At 65.0% G+C, this 15,660-nt stretch carries 13 protein-coding genes and 1 pseudogene; 4 read left to right on the top strand and 10 right to left on the bottom strand.

What is annotated here, in order from left to right:
* Nucleotides 1-48 precede the first annotated feature (48 nt).
* The gene (locus HYH08_RS00260; RefSeq protein ID WP_220007738.1) at nucleotides 49-2,001 is read right to left on the bottom strand and encodes an ABCB family ABC transporter ATP-binding protein/permease; all 1,953 of its coding nucleotides are present in this window, start codon (nucleotides 1,999-2,001) and stop codon (nucleotides 49-51) included.
* Nucleotides 2,002-2,202: 201 nt separating this feature from the next.
* On the opposite strand from HYH08_RS00260, the gene HYH08_RS00255 reads away from it, so the two are divergent.
* Nucleotides 2,203-2,808: an LOG family protein gene (locus HYH08_RS00255; protein WP_188096982.1), complete on the top strand. Its 606-nt coding sequence runs from the start codon at nucleotides 2,203-2,205 to the stop codon at nucleotides 2,806-2,808.
* On the opposite strand, the gene HYH08_RS00250 is transcribed toward HYH08_RS00255, so the two are convergent.
* From HYH08_RS00250 to cysS, 4 genes are read right to left on the bottom strand one after another with little or no spacing between them, the layout of a single operon-like run.
* Nucleotides 2,809-3,186 (bottom strand): VOC family protein, encoded by a 378-nt coding sequence (locus HYH08_RS00250; RefSeq protein WP_220007737.1) that lies wholly within the window; start codon nucleotides 3,184-3,186, stop codon nucleotides 2,809-2,811.
* Nucleotides 3,187-3,228: 42 nt separating this feature from the next.
* On the bottom strand, nucleotides 3,229-4,827 hold the full coding sequence (cimA, locus tag HYH08_RS00245) for a citramalate synthase (protein ID WP_220007736.1): 1,599 nt from the start codon (nucleotides 4,825-4,827) through the stop codon (nucleotides 3,229-3,231).
* The gene (locus tag HYH08_RS00240) at nucleotides 4,824-5,315 is read right to left on the bottom strand and encodes a GNAT family N-acetyltransferase (protein WP_220007735.1); all 492 of its coding nucleotides are present in this window, start codon (nucleotides 5,313-5,315) and stop codon (nucleotides 4,824-4,826) included. The genes cimA and HYH08_RS00240 overlap by 4 nt, the downstream gene beginning before the upstream one ends.
* The gene (gene cysS / locus HYH08_RS00235; RefSeq protein WP_220007734.1) at nucleotides 5,315-6,709 is read right to left on the bottom strand and encodes a cysteine--tRNA ligase; all 1,395 of its coding nucleotides are present in this window, start codon (nucleotides 6,707-6,709) and stop codon (nucleotides 5,315-5,317) included. The genes HYH08_RS00240 and cysS overlap by 1 nt, the downstream gene beginning before the upstream one ends.
* Before the next feature lie 292 nt (nucleotides 6,710-7,001).
* Between cysS and HYH08_RS00230 the strand changes: the two genes are divergently transcribed.
* Both HYH08_RS00230 and HYH08_RS00225 read left to right on the top strand, forming a co-directional pair.
* The gene (locus HYH08_RS00230; RefSeq protein ID WP_220007733.1) at nucleotides 7,002-7,307 is read left to right on the top strand and encodes a hypothetical protein; all 306 of its coding nucleotides are present in this window, start codon (nucleotides 7,002-7,004) and stop codon (nucleotides 7,305-7,307) included.
* A gap of 140 nt (nucleotides 7,308-7,447) precedes the next feature.
* Nucleotides 7,448-8,650 carry a DUF2865 domain-containing protein gene (locus HYH08_RS00225; protein WP_220007732.1) on the top strand — a complete coding sequence of 401 codons (1,203 nt, stop codon included), beginning with the start codon at nucleotides 7,448-7,450 and terminating at the stop codon, nucleotides 8,648-8,650.
* Between the two features lie 184 nt (nucleotides 8,651-8,834).
* Here HYH08_RS00225 and HYH08_RS00220 read toward each other — a convergent pair whose 3' ends face one another.
* Genes HYH08_RS00220 through HYH08_RS00210 form a run of 3 tightly spaced genes read right to left on the bottom strand, consistent with a single transcriptional unit; the run spans nucleotide 8,835 to nucleotide 12,355 of the window.
* Nucleotides 8,835-10,592: an NAD+ synthase gene (locus HYH08_RS00220; RefSeq protein WP_220007731.1), complete on the bottom strand. Its 1,758-nt coding sequence runs from the start codon at nucleotides 10,590-10,592 to the stop codon at nucleotides 8,835-8,837.
* A gap of 16 nt (nucleotides 10,593-10,608) precedes the next feature.
* Entirely contained in the window at nucleotides 10,609-10,962 is a 354-nt protein-coding gene (locus HYH08_RS00215) for a diacylglycerol kinase (protein WP_220007730.1), read from the bottom strand.
* 4 nt (nucleotides 10,963-10,966) lie between these two features.
* Complete coding sequence (locus HYH08_RS00210) at nucleotides 10,967-12,355, bottom strand: class II 3-deoxy-7-phosphoheptulonate synthase (RefSeq protein ID WP_220007729.1); 1,389 nt, start codon at nucleotides 12,353-12,355, stop codon at nucleotides 10,967-10,969.
* A gap of 179 nt (nucleotides 12,356-12,534) precedes the next feature.
* Here HYH08_RS00210 and HYH08_RS00205 point away from each other — a divergent pair.
* Nucleotides 12,535-13,433, top strand: a pseudogene (locus tag HYH08_RS00205) (alpha/beta hydrolase family protein).
* A gap of 196 nt (nucleotides 13,434-13,629) precedes the next feature.
* Here the strand turns inward: HYH08_RS00205 and HYH08_RS00200 are convergent.
* Complete coding sequence (locus HYH08_RS00200; protein ID WP_220007728.1) at nucleotides 13,630-13,893, bottom strand: hypothetical protein; 264 nt, start codon at nucleotides 13,891-13,893, stop codon at nucleotides 13,630-13,632.
* A gap of 183 nt (nucleotides 13,894-14,076) precedes the next feature.
* Nucleotides 14,077-15,561, bottom strand: coding sequence for an aldehyde dehydrogenase family protein (locus HYH08_RS00195; protein ID WP_220008323.1), 1,485 nt, complete (start codon nucleotides 15,559-15,561; stop codon nucleotides 14,077-14,079).
* Nucleotides 15,562-15,660 lie beyond the last annotated feature (99 nt).

The raw sequence follows: 15,660 nt of genomic DNA, 5'->3' as shown, positions 1-15,660 counted from the left end.
GGTCGTCGCGCGGGCCTGTTTAGGCCAGAGTTGGGACCGGAGACAAGGTCACTCCGCTGCCGCAGGCGTCGCAAGGACGTCATCGACCTGCGGCGGCTCCCGATTGGGCGCCTCGCTGGAATCGGCCATCTGGGCCAGTTTCTCGCGGGCCGCCTCGGCCTCGCGCTGCCTGTTCCACATGCTGGCATAGAGTCCGCCCTGCCCGAGCAGTTTGGCGTGGGTGCCACGCTCGGCGATCCGGCCCTGCTCCAGCACGATAATCTCGTCCGCGCCGACGATGGTGGACAGCCGGTGCGCGATCACCAGCGAGGTGCGGTTCTTCGCCACGCGGTCGAGCGCGCCCTGAATCTCGTGCTCGGTATGGGTGTCGAGCGCCGAGGTCGCCTCGTCGAGCACCAGGATCGGCGGTGCCTTCAGCACGGTGCGCGCGATCGCGACGCGCTGCTTCTCGCCGCCTGACAGTTTCAGGCCGCGCTCGCCGACCTGGGTCTCGTAGCCCTTCGGCGACATGCGGATGAAATGGTCGATCTGCGCCAGCCGCGCGGCCTCCTCGACCTCTGCATCGCTGGCGTCCCAGCGGCCGTAGCGGATGTTGTAGCGGATGGTGTCGTTGAACAGCACGGTGTCCTGCGGCACCATGCCGATCGCGGCGCGCAAGCTCGCTTGCGTGACGTCGCGGATGTCCTGGCCGTCGATCAGGATCTTGCCGCCGGAGACGTCGTAGAGGCGGAACAGCAGCCGCGAGATCGTGGACTTGCCGGCGCCGGATGGGCCGACGATCGCGACCGTCTTGCCGGCGGGCACCTCGAAGCTGATGCCTTTCAGGATCGGCCGGTTCGGCTCATAGGCAAAGCGCACATCCTCGAAACGCACGGTGCCGGCAGAGATGACGAGCGGCTCCGCGTCGGGCGCATCCTTGATCTCGGCCTCACGGCCCAGCACGCCGAACATCTTCTCGATGTCGATGATGGCCTGCTTGATCTCGCGATAGACCATGCCCATGAAATTCAGCGGCTGGTAGAGCTGAATCATCATGGCGTTGACCAGCACGAAATCGCCGACCGTATTGGTGCCGTTGCGCACGCCGATCGCGCACATCAGCATGGTCGCGGTCAGCCCGAGCGTGAAGATCACGGCCTGGCCGGTGTTGAGCACCGCGAGCGAGGTATAGGCCTGAACGCTGGACTCCTCGTAGCGCGCGACCGAGCGGTCGTAGCGCTGCGCCTCGCGCGCCTCGGCGCCGAAATATTTGACGGTCTCGTAGTTGAGCAGCGAGTCGATCGCCTTGGTGTTCGCCTCGGTGTCGGAATCGTTCATCTTGCGGCGGATGCCGATCCGCCACTCGGTCGCGATGTAGGTATAGTACATGTAGACCGCGACCGTGATCAGCGTCGCGATCACGTAGCGCCAGTCGAACTGCCAGAGCAGCACGGCCATCAGCAGCGAGACCTCGACGATGGTCGGGATCAGCTGGAGGATCACCATGCGCACAATGACCTCGATGCCCTCGCGGCCGCGCTCGAGCACGCGTGTCAGGCCGCCGGTCTTGCGCTCCAAGTGAAAGCGCAGCGACAGCTCATGCATGTGGATGAAGGTGATCGTCGCAAGCTTGCGCACCGCGTGCATGGCGACACGGGCGAAGATGCCGTCGCGCCACTGCGTCAGCACCGCCATCAGGATGCGCATCACGCCGTAGCTCGCAGTCAGCAGCAGCGGCGAGGCGATTACCCAGAGATGCCAATTGTCGGCCGCGACCGGCGCGGTGTTGGCTCCTGTCAGCGCGTCCGTCGCCCATTTGAAGCTGAACGGCACGGTGAGCGTGATCAGCTTGGCCGCGAGGAGCAGCACCATCGACCAGACCACGCGCATCTTCAGGTCGAAGCGGTCGCCCGGCCAGATATAGGGCCACAGATGCGCCAGCGTGCCCATCAGGGTGGCGCGAGCCGCCCCGCCGACAGGATCAGGAACGCCGGCGCCGTCGAACGATTGAGGTTGGTCCATCAAGAAGCCTGAAAGCCCGCCGGGTGCGGGCGTCGCCGCGATTAACGATTTTCGTCTTCCATATAGAGGCTTCCCGATGCCTGCGCACCCCGCCAGATGGCGAATCTTCGATTGTTTATCGCCATTTACCGGTAGATTTCCGGGTCATCCGAATCACCTGAAGGGCTTGACGCCTCTTCGCTGCAATGCATCATGACACCAATGAGCACCATTAAAACCGTCTGTGTCTATTGCGGCTCCGGCCCCGGAACCAACCCCCGCTTCACCGAAGGCGCCAAGGCATTCGGCAAGGCGCTTGCCGAGAACAACATCCGCCTCGTCTATGGCGGCGGCTCGCTCGGCCTGATGGGCTCGGTCGCGACCTCCGTGCTCGATCACGGCGGCAGCGTCACCGGCATCATTCCCGAATTCCTGCGCAAGCGCGAGAACGCGCTGACCCGCGTGCAGGAGATGATCGTCACCCCCGACATGCACGAGCGCAAGCGGCTGATGTTCGAGCGCTCGGATGCCTTCGTGGCGCTGCCGGGCGGCGTCGGCACGCTGGAGGAGCTGGTCGAGCAGCTGACCTGGAAGCAGCTCGGCCGCCACGCCAAGCCGGTGCTGCTGGCCAATATCGACGATTTCTGGGAGCCGCTGTTCTCGCTGCTGTCGCATATGCGCCAGACCGAGTTCATCCGCGCCGGCCTCTCGGTCGACATCCTCAAGGCCGATCGCGTCGAGGATATTTTGCCGAAGCTGAAGTCGGCCGCGGCGCAGATCGCCGAGGCGGAAAAGCAGATGGCGCCGGACGTCGCGCGCAAGCTCTGATTATTCCGCCGGAAACGTCACCGCCTCGATCCGGTTGCCGTCGGGGTCCATCACGAAGGCTGCGTAATAGCGCACGCGGTCGTGCGGGCGCAGGCCCGGCGCGCCGTCGGACGCGCCGCCGCTGGCAAGTGCTGCTGCGTGAAACGCGTCGACCTCGCCCGTCGATTTCGCCCGCAGGCAGATATGCACGCCGCTTTCCGGCGCAACGCGCGGCATGCCTTCGCGCAAGTTGATCCAGAATTCCGGATAGGCCTTGCCGAAGCCGACCGTCCCCGGCCGCGTGACGAGGCGCATGAGGCCGAGGGCGGCGAGCGTGGCCTCGTAGAACTTTGCCGATCGCTCGAGATCGCTGACGCCGACGGAGATGTGGTCGATCATTGGTCGCGCTCCCCTCTCTCCTCGTCACTGCGAGGAGCTCGCCTACGCCGGCGCGCCCGATTTCACCAGCTTGTAGATCACCGAATCCATCAGCGCCTGGAACGAGGCGTCGATGATGTTCGGGGACACGCCGACCGTGGTCCAGCGGTCACCGTTCTCGTCCTCGCTCTCGATCAGCACGCGCGTGACCGCGCCGGTGCCGCCGTTGAGGATACGGACGCGATAATCGATCAGCTTGAGGCCCTCGATATACTTTTGATATTTGCCGAGGTCCTTGCGCAAGGCGACGTCGAGCGCGTTGACGGGGCCGTTGCCTTCGGCCGCCGAGATCAGGTGCTCGCCGGCGACGTCGACCTTCACCACCGCCAGCGCCACGGTGACGCGCTCGCCGTGCGAATTGTAGCGCTGCTCGACATTGACGTCGAACTGCTCGACCTCGAAATAATGCGGCACCTTGCCGAGCGTGCGGCGCGCCAAGAGCTCGAACGAGGCGTTGGCGGATTCATAGGCGTAGCCTTGCGCCTCGCGCTCCTTCAATTCCTCGACGAGGCGCGTCAGCTTCGGATCGCTCTTCTCGTACGCGATGCCGGCGCGGTCGAGCTCGGCGATGACATTGGAACGGCCGGCCTGGTCGGAGACCAGCACCTTGCGGTGGTTGCCGACCAGCTCCGGCAAGATGTGCTCGTAGGTCTGCGGATCCTTCAGCACGGCGGAAGCATGGATGCCGGTCTTGGTGACGAAGGCGCTCTCGCCGACGTAAGGAGCATGTCGGTTCGGCACGCGGTTGAGCATGTCATCGAGCGTGCGCGACACCTTGACGAGAGTCGCCAGCTTCTCCGGCGTCACCGAGATCTCGAAGGCATCCGAAAACTCCTTCTTCAATTTCAGCGTCGGGATCAGCGAGCAGAGATTGGCGTTGCCGCAGCGCTCGCCGAGGCCGTTCAGCGTACCCTGGATCTGCCGCGCGCCGGCGCGCACCGCGGCCAGCGAATTCGCCACCGCCTGCTCGGTGTCGTTATGGGCGTGGATGCCGACGTGATCGCCGGGGATGTGCTTCGTCACCTCGGTGACAATGGCCGCGATCTCATTCGGCATGGTGCCGCCGTTGGTGTCGCAGAGCACCACCCAGCGCGCGCCGGCATCATAGGCGGCCTTGGCGCAGGCGAGCGCGAAGGCGGCGTCTTCCTTGTAGCCGTCGAAGAAGTGCTCGCAATCGAGCATGACTTCGCGGCCGGCGGCCTTTGCGGCTGCGACGCTGTCGCGGATCGACGCCAGGTTTTCCTCCTTGGTCGTCTCCAGCGCGACGCGCACCTGATAGGCCGACGACTTCGCCACGAAACAGATCGCATCCGCCTTGGCTTCGAGCAGCCCGGCGACGCCGGGATCGTTGGAGACCGAACGCCCGGCCCGGCGGGTCATGCCGAACGCCGTGAAGCGCGCGTGCTTCAACTTCGGCTTGGTGCCGAAGAATTCGGTATCGGTCGGATTGGCGCCGGGATAGCCGCCCTCGACATAGTCGATGCCGAGATCATCCAGCATCGCCGCGATCGCCTGCTTGTCCTCGAGCGTGAAATCGACGCCGTTGGTCTGCGCACCGTCGCGCAGCGTGGTGTCGAACAGATAGAGGCGCTCTTTGCTCATGGCGCGGCTCCAAGCGTCTTCTTCATGGTGGTGTTGGCGAGCCACTCGTCATTCATGGTGACGCTGTTGCGCTGCTGGGCGGTGTAGCCGCGTTTGGCGAAGAAGTTTTGCGCGGTGTCGCTGGCATCGACGGTGAGCGCCGCAGCGCCGCGGCTGCCGGCCAGCTTCTCCAGCGCGTCGACCAGCATGGTCGCGATGCCCTGCCCGCTGACGGCCGGATGCACATAGAGCATGCGGATGTGATCGGCCCCGCGCAGCGAGGCGAAGCCGACGGGCGAGCCTTCCAGCGTCGCGATCAGCGTCAGGTCAGACGCGAGGTGCTTGCCGAACTCTTCGCTCTCGGCGGCTTCCATCCAGGCCTGCTGCTGCGCCTCGCTATAGTCGTCGCCGGTCAGCTCCTCGATGCTGGCGGTGAAGATCGCCGCGAGCATCGGCACGTCATCCGGCAGGAACGGCCGCAAGCCGGGCTTGGGGTGCGCCTGTGCCATCACGCGAGCTCCCATGTGGTCACCGGCTTGCCGTCAGAATCCTTGCCGTCCTTGATCACGACGCCCTTGGCCGCGAGCTCGTCACGGATCCGATCGGACTCCCTGAAGTCCTTGCGCGCGCGTGCGGCCGTTCGCTCCGCGATCAGGCGATCGACCTCGCTCGCGTCGACCCCGCTCGCCTTCTGCTTGCGGCCTTGCCATTGCGCGGCGCTCTCGGACAGGAAGCCGAGCAGACGCAGCGACCCGGCCAGCGCGTTCACGTCGCTGTGGCGGAGACTATGCAGCGCAGCGATCGCCAGCGACGTGTTGAGGTCGTCGAGCAGCGGCTCGACCACGGACGCCGCCGGCTTGCCCGGCTCAACGTCCGCCGCGACCCGATACCAGTCGTCGAGGGTCTTGGCGCTCTCCTCCAGCGACTTCATGGTCCAGTCGATCGGCGAACGGTAATGCGTCTTCAGCATGTTCAGGCGCAGCACCTCGCCAGGCCAGTCCTTGAGCAGCTCGTGGATGGTGATGAAGTTGCCGAGCGATTTCGACATCTTCTCACTCTCGACCTGAAGAAAGCCGTTGTGCATCCAGTAGTTCGCCATGCGCTCCCGGTGGAAGGCGCAGCAGGTCTGCGCGACCTCGTTCTCGTGGTGCGGAAACACGAGATCGATACCGCCGCCATGGATGTCGAAATACTCACCAAGATGCTTCCAGGCCATGGCCGAGCACTCGATATGCCAGCCCGGACGCCCCTCGGCCGCAATACCGGCGGGCGATGGCCAGGACGGCTCGCCGGGCTTGGACGGCTTCCACAGCACGAAGTCGGTCGAGTCCTTCTTATAGGGCGCGACATCGACGCGCGCGCCGGCGATCATCTCGTCCAGCGAGCGATTGGACAGCGCGCCGTAGCGCGGCAGGCCCTTATTCGCTGCGTTCATCGCCTGCGGCGAGAACAGCACGTGATCCTCGGCGGCATAGGCAAAGCCGCCCTTGACCAGCTTCTCGATGATCTCGCGCATCTCGCCGATATGCTCGGTCGCGCGCGGCTCGACGCTCGGCCGCAAGCACCCGAGTGCATCGACGTCGGCGTGGAATTGCTCGCCGGTCTGCTCGGTCACTTTCCGGATCGCCTCGTTCAGCGGCAGGCCGGGAAAGTCACGCGCGGCGCGGTCGTTGATCTTGTCGTCGACGTCGGTGATGTTGCGGACATATTTGACGTGTGCCTCGCCATAGAGATGGCGCAGCAGCCGAAACAGCACGTCGAACACGATCACCGGCCGGGCGTTGCCGATATGGGCGTAGTCATAGACGGTCGGTCCGCAGACATACATGCGGACGTTATCCGCATCGAGCGGCACGAAGGGACGCTTTTCTTTCGTCAGCGTATCGTAGAGGCGCAATTCCATAGGGACACCCGTCGGCTGTTGGCCGGGCGTCCAGTGCTCTCAATGTGTGTTTGAGAAAAGACGGCTCCAGCCAGCGAATCGCTAGCTCGTAATCTCGCAAATGATGCAAATGGCGAGGAGACCGTTCATGCGGGAACATATGAGCTATGAGGCCGCCTTCCGTCAAGGGAGCCGCGAAAATGCCGCCTTCCATCCGCAAAGCGCGACCGCCGCCGTAACGGTTCCATTATCCTTAACCTTTTGAGGCCATTCTGGAACTGGCGGTTTCCTTTATTTGCCCCCCGGTGATTTCATGCGATCCCTGCTCGCGCTCATTTCCTGCGCCTCCATCCTTGTGACATCCAGCGCATTCGCCGAGACTCGCGTCTTCATCATCGCCAACCAGGCGGATGGCCATGGCGCCGACCAGTGCCTGGCCAAGGGCGATAAATGCGGCGCACAGGTCGCACGGACCTACTGCCAGTCACGGGATTTTGCCCAAGCATCAGCCTATCGCCGGGTCGATCCCGACGAAATTACCGGCTCTGTCCCCAAAACCGGCGCAAACTGCTCCCATGGCCATTGCGACGAATATGTCGCAATCACCTGCCAGCGCTGAATTCCTTCGGAGCTGGCTGACCTTAGGATCAGTTTCGGCCCCTGAAACGACGTGACGATGCCGCAGGAAGCGGCTATGGGAGGGCGCGCTTCGGCCCCCAAGTCAGTTGGAAAGTCACGCCGGGCCGTGACCTCGCTAGAATGGCGGATATGCCTGAATTTTTGTCGCTCTCCCGTGCCCGCTCGATCCTTGCCTGCACCGTGCTTCTGAGCACCGTCGTGCTCGCCAATGGCGCTTTCGCCCAGGCCGGCCCGCCCGGCCCGCCGCCTCAGCCCGGCCAGAACGGACTTGGCCCCAATCCGATGTGCTCGCGGCTGGAAGGCCAGCTCGCCGCGCTCGATCGCGGCGGCGGCGGTGGTGACCCCGCGCGCGAGGACCAGATTCGCCGCTATCAGGATTCGCAAGCCAAACAGCAGGCCGAACTCGACCGCGTCACCATGCAAGCCAAGCGCATGGGCTGCGATTCCTCCGGCTTCTTCTCGCTGTTCAACGGCCAGCAGGCGCAGTGCGGTCCGGTCAACACCCAGATCCAGCAGATGCGCGCCAATCTGGACCAGATCACTGGCAATCTCGAACGCCTGCGCGGCGGCGGCCCCGGCGGCTTCAGCCCGGAGCGCGACAACCAGCGCCGCTCGGTGCTGGCCGCGCTGGCGCAGAACAATTGCGGCCCGCAATATGCCAATGCCGCGCAGTCGCAAGGCGGCGGCAATTTCCTGACCAATCTGTTCGGCGGCAACAATCCGAACAACCCGAACAATCCGCAGCAAGGCGCGCCGCCCTCCGATCTCGGGCCGCAATCCGGCACCTATCGCACCGTGTGCGTGCGCACCTGCGACGGCGCCTATTTCCCGATCTCGTTCGCCACCGTGCCGGCGCGCTTTGCCGACGACGAGAAGACCTGCAAGGCGCTGTGCCCGGCCGCCGAAGCCGTGCTCTACACCCACCGCAATCCCGGCGAGGACATGAACTCGGCGGTCTCGATCGGCGGCCAGCCCTACACCGCGCTGCCGACCGCGTTCAAATTCCGCAGCGAGTTCAACCCGTCCTGCTCCTGCAAGGCCGCGGGCCAGACCTGGGCGGATGCCCTGAAATCGGCCGACGACAAGGCCGCTGCCGAGCAGCAGGGCGACATCATCGTCACCGAAGAAAGCGCCAAGAAGATGCAGCAGCAGCGCCTGAGCAAGGGCGCGCCTGCGACGACGGCGAAGAAAGGTGCAGCGCCGGCGCCGACGACGGCGACTGCACCAGCTGCGGCGCCTGCGGATACAGCCCCTACGACCTCGTCAGAGAACAAACCGATCCGCTCGGTCGGCCCGACCTTCCTGCCGCAGCAGCAGAAGTAAGGCGGCAACAGCGCCTCCCCACCGTCAACTGTCATGCCCCGCGAAAGCGGGGCATCCAGTACTCCGCGGCAGCAATTGGTTTTCGACCACGACCGCCGCGGAGTACTGGATCATCCGCCTTCGCGGATGATGACAGCGCGTTGCCTCGCGACGGCGCCTGTCCAATGGGGTTCTGCGGCTTGCCCTACCCCTCGAACGCGTCGATCGACGCCCGGCTGCCGCGCGAGACCAGCGTCTCGTCCGGCGCGGGCAGCTTCTCGCCCCGATCGCGAAAGCGGTTGGTAATGGGATAGCGGCGGTCACGGCCGAAATTCCTCGCCGTCACCTTCACGCCGGGCGCGGCTTGGCGGCGCTTGTATTCGGCGACGTTGAGGAGGTGATCGATGCGGGTGACGATCTCGCGGTCGAAGCCGGCGGCGATGATCTGGTCGAGCGGCTCCTCGCGTTCGATCAGACGCACGAGGATGGCATCGAGCACCTCGTAAGGCGGCAGCGAATCCTGATCGGTCTGGTTCTCGCGCAATTCCGCCGTCGGCGGGCGCGTGATGATATCAGGCGGAATCACCTCACCCGCCGGCCCGAGCGCGCCATCCGGCTTCCAGCTGTTGCGCAGGCCTGCCAGCCGGAACACCTGCGTCTTGTAGATGTCCTTGATCGGGTTGAAGCCGCCATTCATGTCGCCATAGAGCGTGGCGTAGCCGACCGACATTTCCGACTTGTTGCCCGTCGTCACCACCATCAGGCCGGTCTTGTTGGAGATCGCCATCAGCAGCGTGCCGCGGGTGCGGGCCTGAAGGTTCTCTTCGGTGATATCTGGCGGCAGGTTCTTGAAGATGCCTTCGAGGATCGTCTCGAAACCGGTCACGGCTTCCGCGATCGGCAGCACCTCGTAGCGGATGCCGAGATGGCCGGCGAGTTCGCCGGCATCCGCGATCGAGTGTGCGGCCGTGTAGCGATAAGGCAGCATCACGCCGTGCACCTGATCGGCGCCGAGTGCATCAACGGCGATCGCTGCGCACAGCGCAGAATCGATGCCGCCGGAGATGCCGAGCAGCACGCCGGGAAAGCCGTTCTTGGCGACATAGTCGCGCAGGCCCAGCACGCAGGCGGCGTAGTCGGCCCTGTCGCCCTCGGGCAACGCGGCGATCGGCCCCGCGCAGCGCCAATCGTCGCCGTTACGCGTGAAGCGAAGCGTCGTGACACTTTCCTCGAACGCCGGCAATTGCGCCGCGAGCGAGAGGTCGCCGTTGAGCACGAAGGAGGCGCCGTCGAACACCAGTTCGTCCTGACCGCAGACTTGATTGAGATAGACCAGCGGCAGGCCGCTTTCCGTCACGCGCGCGACCGCCACCGACAGGCGCACGTCATTCTTGTCGCGGGCATAGGGCGAGCCGTTCGGCACCAGGATGATCTCGGCACCGGTCTCGGCCAGCGTCTCGACCACGTTCTCATAGTCCTCGGACTCTTCCAGCCAGATGTCCTCGCAGATCGGCACGCCGATGCGCACGCCGCGCACGGTCACCGGGCCGGCGGCAGGCCCGCGCGAAAACAGCCGCTTCTCCTCGAACACGCCGTAGTTCGGCAGATTGCATTTGAAGCGCAGCCCGGCTATGCGGCCGCCATCGAGCAGCGCGCAGGCATTATAGAGCCTGCCCTCCTCGACCCAGGGCGTGCCGACCAGCATGGCCGGGCCGCCATCAGCGGTCTCGCGCGCGAGGCTTTCGATCGCAGCGCGGCAGGCGGCCTGGAAAGCCGGCTTCTGCACCAGATCCTCCGGCGGATAGCCGGCGATGAACAATTCCGGAAACAGCACGAGATCGGCGCCGTCGGACTTGGCCTGCGCGCGCGCAGCACGCGCCTTGGCGGCATTGCCCTCAATGTCGCCCATGGTCGGATTGAGCTGGGCGAGCGTGACCGCGAATGTGTTGAGACGTTCGGTCATGGCCGCCGTCCTCGGGCTAGAGGAATCCCAATCGCTCGACGATGGCGATGATCCAGAACGCACCAGCCATCAGCAGCGCCACACCCACCGCGGCCGAGCCCATGTCCTTGACCCGGCCGATCTGCTTGTCGTGATCCATGGTCAGCCGGTCCGCAAGCTTCTCGATCGCAGTGTTGAGCAGCTCGACCGTCAGCACGAACGCAACCGAACAGACCAGTTCGACCGCCCGCATCGCCGTCGTGCCGATGAACCAGGCCAGCGGCACCGACAGCAGAAGCGCGAAGATCTCCTCGCGGACGGCCTGCTCCGATTGGAACGCAAAGGCCAGACCGTTACGAGAATTGATCGTGGCCTTCCAGATCCGCAGCAAGGTCTTACAGCCCCGCGGCGGCCGGCATCGGCATGGCCTTGCCGGCGCGCTCCTGCTTGAGCAGCTCGGCGATCAGGAAAGCCATGTCGATGGATTGCTCGGCGTTGAGACGGGGATCGCAGACCGTGTGGTAGCGGTCGTTGAGATCCTCGTCGGTGATCGCGCGGGCGCCGCCGATGCATTCGGTGACGTCCTGGCCGGTCATTTCCAGATGCACGCCCCCGGCATGGGTGCCTTCGGCCGCATGGATCGTGAAGAACGACTTCACCTCCGACAGCACGCGGTCGAACGGCCGCGTCTTGTAGCCTGACGTCGAGGTGATGGTGTTGCCGTGCATGGGATCGCACGACCAGACCACCACCTTGCCCTCGCGCTTCACGGCGCGGATGAGGCCCGGCAGATGATCGGCGATCTTGTCGGAGCCGAAGCGGTTGATCAGCGTCAGCCGGCCCGGCTCGTTGTCGGGGTTGAGCACGTCGATCAGCTTTAAGAGCTCGTCAGGCTTCAGCGAGGGGCCGCATTTCAGGCCGATCGGGTTCTTGATGCCGCGGAAATATTCGACATGGCCGTGATCGAGCTGGCGGGTGCGATCACCGATCCAGATCATGTGGCCCGAGGTCGCGTACCAGTCGCCGGTGGTGGAATCGACGCGGGTCATGGCCTGCTCGTAGCCGAGCAGCAGCGCCTCATGGCTGGTGTAGAAATCGGTCGAGCGGAGCTCGGGATGGGCCTCGAGATCGAGGCCGCAAGCGCGCATGAAGTTCAGCGCATCCGAGATGCGGTCCGCCAATTCCTTGTAGCGGCGGGACTGCGGCGAATCCTTGAGGAAGCCGAGCATCCATTGATGCACGCTCCCGAGGTTGGCATAGCCGCCGGTCGCGAACGCGCGGAGCAGGTTCAGCGTCGCCGCCGACTGGCGATAGGCCATCAGCTGGCGCTGCGGATCCGGCACGCGCGCTTCCTTGGTGAAGGCGATGTCGTTGACGATGTCGCCGCGATAGCTCGGCAGTTCGACGCCATTCACCGTCTCGGTCGGCGACGAGCGAGGTTTTGCGAACTGGCCGGCGACGCGGCCGACCTTCACCACCGGCACCGCGCCAGCGTAGGTCAGCACCACCGCCATCTGCAGGAGCACGCGGAAGAAGTCGCGGATGTTGTTGGCGCCGTGCTCGGCGAAGCTCTCGGCGCAGTCGCCGCCCTGGAGCAGGAAGGCCTCGCCGGCCGCAACGCGCCCCAAGGCTTTCTTCAGATTGCGCGCCTCGCCCGCGAACACCAGCGGCGGAAAGGTCGCAAGCTGCGCCTCGACGTCGGCCAGGGCCTTGGCGTCGGGATATTCGGGCACCTGTAGCACCGGCTTGCTGCGCCAGGACTCGGGCGTCCACCGCTTGGACATCGCAATCTCTCCGTGAAGAAAAAAACACAACCTGATCTGTGGGTTGCGAGGGCCGCCTTATACACAGGCTGGCACGACATCGCCAGTTGTAAATCCATTTCGCACTGCAAACCCTTGCAGGGAAAGCCAAATTCGCATTTGCTGGGGCGGATGGAAAACTGGCAGGACAGCTTCCGCCCATGGACGCGGCGCGCGACGACGTTTTCATCGACGAGATCAGCTTCCCGGCGACCGACGGGTATGCGCTGGCCGGCACGCTATTCCTGCCACGCGGCGCCCCAAGCGCCACGCCGTGCTGATCAATTCGGCGACCGCCGTCCCGCGAAAGATCTATCGCGGCTTTGCTTCCTACCTCGCCCATCGCGGCTGCGCGGTCCTCACCTATGATTATCGCGGCATCGGCGATTCCCGGCTGCCGGCGATGGTCGGCTACAATCGGCCGAAGTCGCTGGTCGGCTTCAAGGCCTCGATGTCGGACTGGGCCGCCCAGGACGTCACCGCCGCAGTGCGCTGGATGCGCGAGCGTTACAACACCCTGCCGCTCGCCTATGTCGGCCACTCCTTCGGCGGCCAGGCGCTCGGGTTGATCGAAAACAACGCCGAGATCGCGCGCGCCGCCTTGGTCGCTTCACAGGCCGCCACCTGGCGGCTGATGACCTCGCCGGAGAAATACCGCGTCTATGCCTTCATGAACCTCATTGGGGTGCCGCTGGTCCACGCGCTCGGCTACGCGCCGGGCTGGGCCGGCATCGGCGAGGATCTGCCCAGGGGCGTCTTCCTGCAATGGGCCGACTGGGTCTCGAGCCCGCGTTATCTGTTCGATTCAAAGCTGCCGGCGCTGGACAATTTTGCCAAGTTCAAGGGCGAGCTGCGCGCGCTGTGCTTCTCCGACGATGCCTGGGCAACACGGCCCGCGGTCGAGCTGCTCACCTCAGGCTTCACCGCGATCAAACCGGAGGTGCTGAGCGTGAAGCCGTCCGACGTCGGCGCCAAAGCCATCGGCCATTTCGGCTTCTTCCGCCCCGAGCACCGCGACACGCTCTGGCGCGGGGTTGCGGAATGGATCCAGGGCGAGTGAGCCGCGGTTCACCTCTCCCGTAGGGAGAGGTCGGATCGCATCACAAGATGCGATCCGGGTGAGGGGTTAAAGTCTCACCGGATGTTGCGGCCCCTCACCCGGATTGCTCAGGCGCGCAATTGCGCGCCATAGCAATCCGACCTCTCCCCGGTGGGGAGAGGTGAACCGAGCAGGCCGCCTGAGCGCGATTACATCACTAGCGGATGAACGTGGTCAGCGACGAATAGCGTTTGGTCGGCTTGGCTTCGCTGGCCGAGAACTGCGCGAAAGCATCGCTGATCCGCGCGGCCGGCGTGGTCCCGTCGGCAAAGCGGAATTCCTTCGGCCGCGGCGCGTAAAAGCTGGCGCGGAAATAGTTGTCGTCGAAGCGCTGGTCGCCGACGCCGAACAATGCATCGCAGACAAACAGGAGCGCGTAGACTCCCGCGACCGCCGCGATGACCTCCTTGAGAATAGACATGCCGATAGCCCCACCTTTTGCGGGCAGCATGCAGGCTGGTTCCAAAGCTCTGGTTTAAGGCGGGATGCTTCTTGTCCGCAGGGTTTGCCGACGCTGAGCGGAATGCAGACAATTTTATCGATTGCGAAAAAGAGAGCCCGCCTGACGGATCAGGCAGGCCCAGGAATGGCCGCTCGGGAGGTATCAGACGGCCAGATTCATCCACACCGCCTTGGGCTCGGTGAAGTTTTCGAGCGCGGCGGTGCCGTGCTCGCGGCCGAAGCCGGAGTCGCGCTCGCCGCCCCAGGGCAGGCGCACGTCGGTGTAGCCATAGGTGTTCATCCAGACCGTGCCCGCCCGCGCCCGTTTGGCGAAGCGCTGGAGCTTGCCGATGTCGCGGCTCCAGACGCCGGCGGCAAGGCTGTAGGCCGTGCCGTTGGCGATGCGCAGCGCGTCGGCTTCGTCCTTGAACCTGATGATGCTGACGACGGGGCCAAAGATCTCCTCCTGCGAGATCCGCATCTCGTGCGCGACATCGGCAAACACGGTCGGGCTGATGAAATAGCCGCGCTCGCCCACCCGCGTGCCGCCGGTGACGAGCCTCGCGCCTTCCTTCTGGCCGATATCGACATAGTCGAGGATCGACTTCATCTGCTTCTCGGAAATGACGGGGCCGAGCGCCGTCCTGCGATCGAGCGGATCGCCGATCCTGAGCGACCTCGCGCGCGCCGCGATCCGCTCGACGACCTCGTCATAGACCTTTTCCTGCACCAGCACGCGGGAGCCGGCCGAGCAGACCTGGCCGGCATTGAAGAAGATGCCGGAGCCGGCCGCCTTGCTGGCAGCTTCCAGATCGGCGTCATCGAAGATGACGTTGGCCGATTTGCCGCCGAGCTCGAGCGAGACGCGTTTGAAGTTGCCCGCGGCGCCCTTCATGATTCCGCGCCCCACAGCGGGCGAGCCGGTGAAGGTGACCTTGTCGACATCGGGGTGATTGACCAGCGCGTCGCCGACGACACGGCCGGGACCGGTGACGACGTTGAAGACGCCCGCCGGCAGGCCCGCTTCGAGCGCAAGCTCGGCGATGCGCAGCGCCGACAGCGAGGTCAGCTCGGCAGGTTTCATCACCACGGTGCAGCCGCAGGCGAGCGCCGGTGCGAGCTTCCACATGCCGATCATCAGCGGGAAATTCCACGGCACGATCGCCGCGACCACGCCGACCGGCTCGCGCATGGTGTAGGTCAGCGCATCGTCGCGCACGGGCACGACCTCGCCCATGATCTTGTCGGCCCAGCCGGCGTAATAGATCAGCGTGTCGACGGCGGCCGGAAAATCCTGGCGCAGCGTTGCCGCGATCGGCTTGCCGGCGTCGATCGATTCGAGCTCGACGATCTCGTCGGCGTGCTGCTTCAGCAAATCAGCCCAGCGCAGCAGGATCTGGCCGCGCTCGGAGGCGCGCATGGTGCGCCACGGGCCTTCGAACGCGCGGCGCGCGGCTGCCACGGCGTGCTCGACATCGACCTCGCCGCCTTCGGAGATGGTGGCGATGATCTGGCCGGAGGCGGGATTGAGGGAGTTGAAGGTGCGGCCGGAGCTTGCGGGGACGCGGCGGCCGTCGATGAGCAGATGCTGCGGCCGGGCCATGAACTCGGCCGCCGGCGAGTGCGCGAAGTCATATGCAACAGACATCATATTTCCTCCTGATCTGGTATACCAGACTAAGCCCCTGTTGCCGGGAGTAAATATGATATGGAGTGCAAATGGGCGCCCCACATATGAAGCGAACTT

It is taken from the genome of Bradyrhizobium sp. BR 10289 (genome assembly GCF_019455385.1).
Taxonomy (GTDB): domain Bacteria; phylum Pseudomonadota; class Alphaproteobacteria; order Rhizobiales; family Xanthobacteraceae; genus Bradyrhizobium.
This window is presented reverse-complemented; position numbering and strand designations above follow the sequence as displayed.

What these genes read in the sequence shown, in the direction of transcription:
- HYH08_RS00260 (WP_220007738.1), bottom strand. Translation starts at nt 2,001, where the DNA reads ATGGACCAACCTCAATCGTTCGACGGCGCCGGCGTTCCTGATCCTGTC.
- HYH08_RS00255 (WP_188096982.1), top strand. Translation starts at nt 2,203, where the DNA reads ATGAGCACCATTAAAACCGTCTGTGTCTATTGCGGCTCCGGCCCCGGA.
- HYH08_RS00250 (WP_220007737.1), bottom strand. Translation starts at nt 3,186, where the DNA reads ATGATCGACCACATCTCCGTCGGCGTCAGCGATCTCGAGCGATCGGCA.
- cimA (WP_220007736.1), bottom strand. Translation starts at nt 4,827, where the DNA reads ATGAGCAAAGAGCGCCTCTATCTGTTCGACACCACGCTGCGCGACGGT.
- HYH08_RS00240 (WP_220007735.1), bottom strand. Translation starts at nt 5,315, where the DNA reads ATGGCACAGGCGCACCCCAAGCCCGGCTTGCGGCCGTTCCTGCCGGAT.
- cysS (WP_220007734.1), bottom strand. Translation starts at nt 6,709, where the DNA reads ATGGAATTGCGCCTCTACGATACGCTGACGAAAGAAAAGCGTCCCTTC.
- HYH08_RS00230 (WP_220007733.1), top strand. Translation starts at nt 7,002, where the DNA reads ATGCGATCCCTGCTCGCGCTCATTTCCTGCGCCTCCATCCTTGTGACA.
- HYH08_RS00225 (WP_220007732.1), top strand. Translation starts at nt 7,448, where the DNA reads ATGGCGGATATGCCTGAATTTTTGTCGCTCTCCCGTGCCCGCTCGATC.
- HYH08_RS00220 (WP_220007731.1), bottom strand. Translation starts at nt 10,592, where the DNA reads ATGACCGAACGTCTCAACACATTCGCGGTCACGCTCGCCCAGCTCAAT.
- HYH08_RS00210 (WP_220007729.1), bottom strand. Translation starts at nt 12,355, where the DNA reads ATGTCCAAGCGGTGGACGCCCGAGTCCTGGCGCAGCAAGCCGGTGCTA.
- HYH08_RS00200 (WP_220007728.1), bottom strand. Translation starts at nt 13,893, where the DNA reads ATGTCTATTCTCAAGGAGGTCATCGCGGCGGTCGCGGGAGTCTACGCG.
- HYH08_RS00195 (WP_220008323.1), bottom strand. Translation starts at nt 15,561, where the DNA reads ATGTCTGTTGCATATGACTTCGCGCACTCGCCGGCGGCCGAGTTCATG.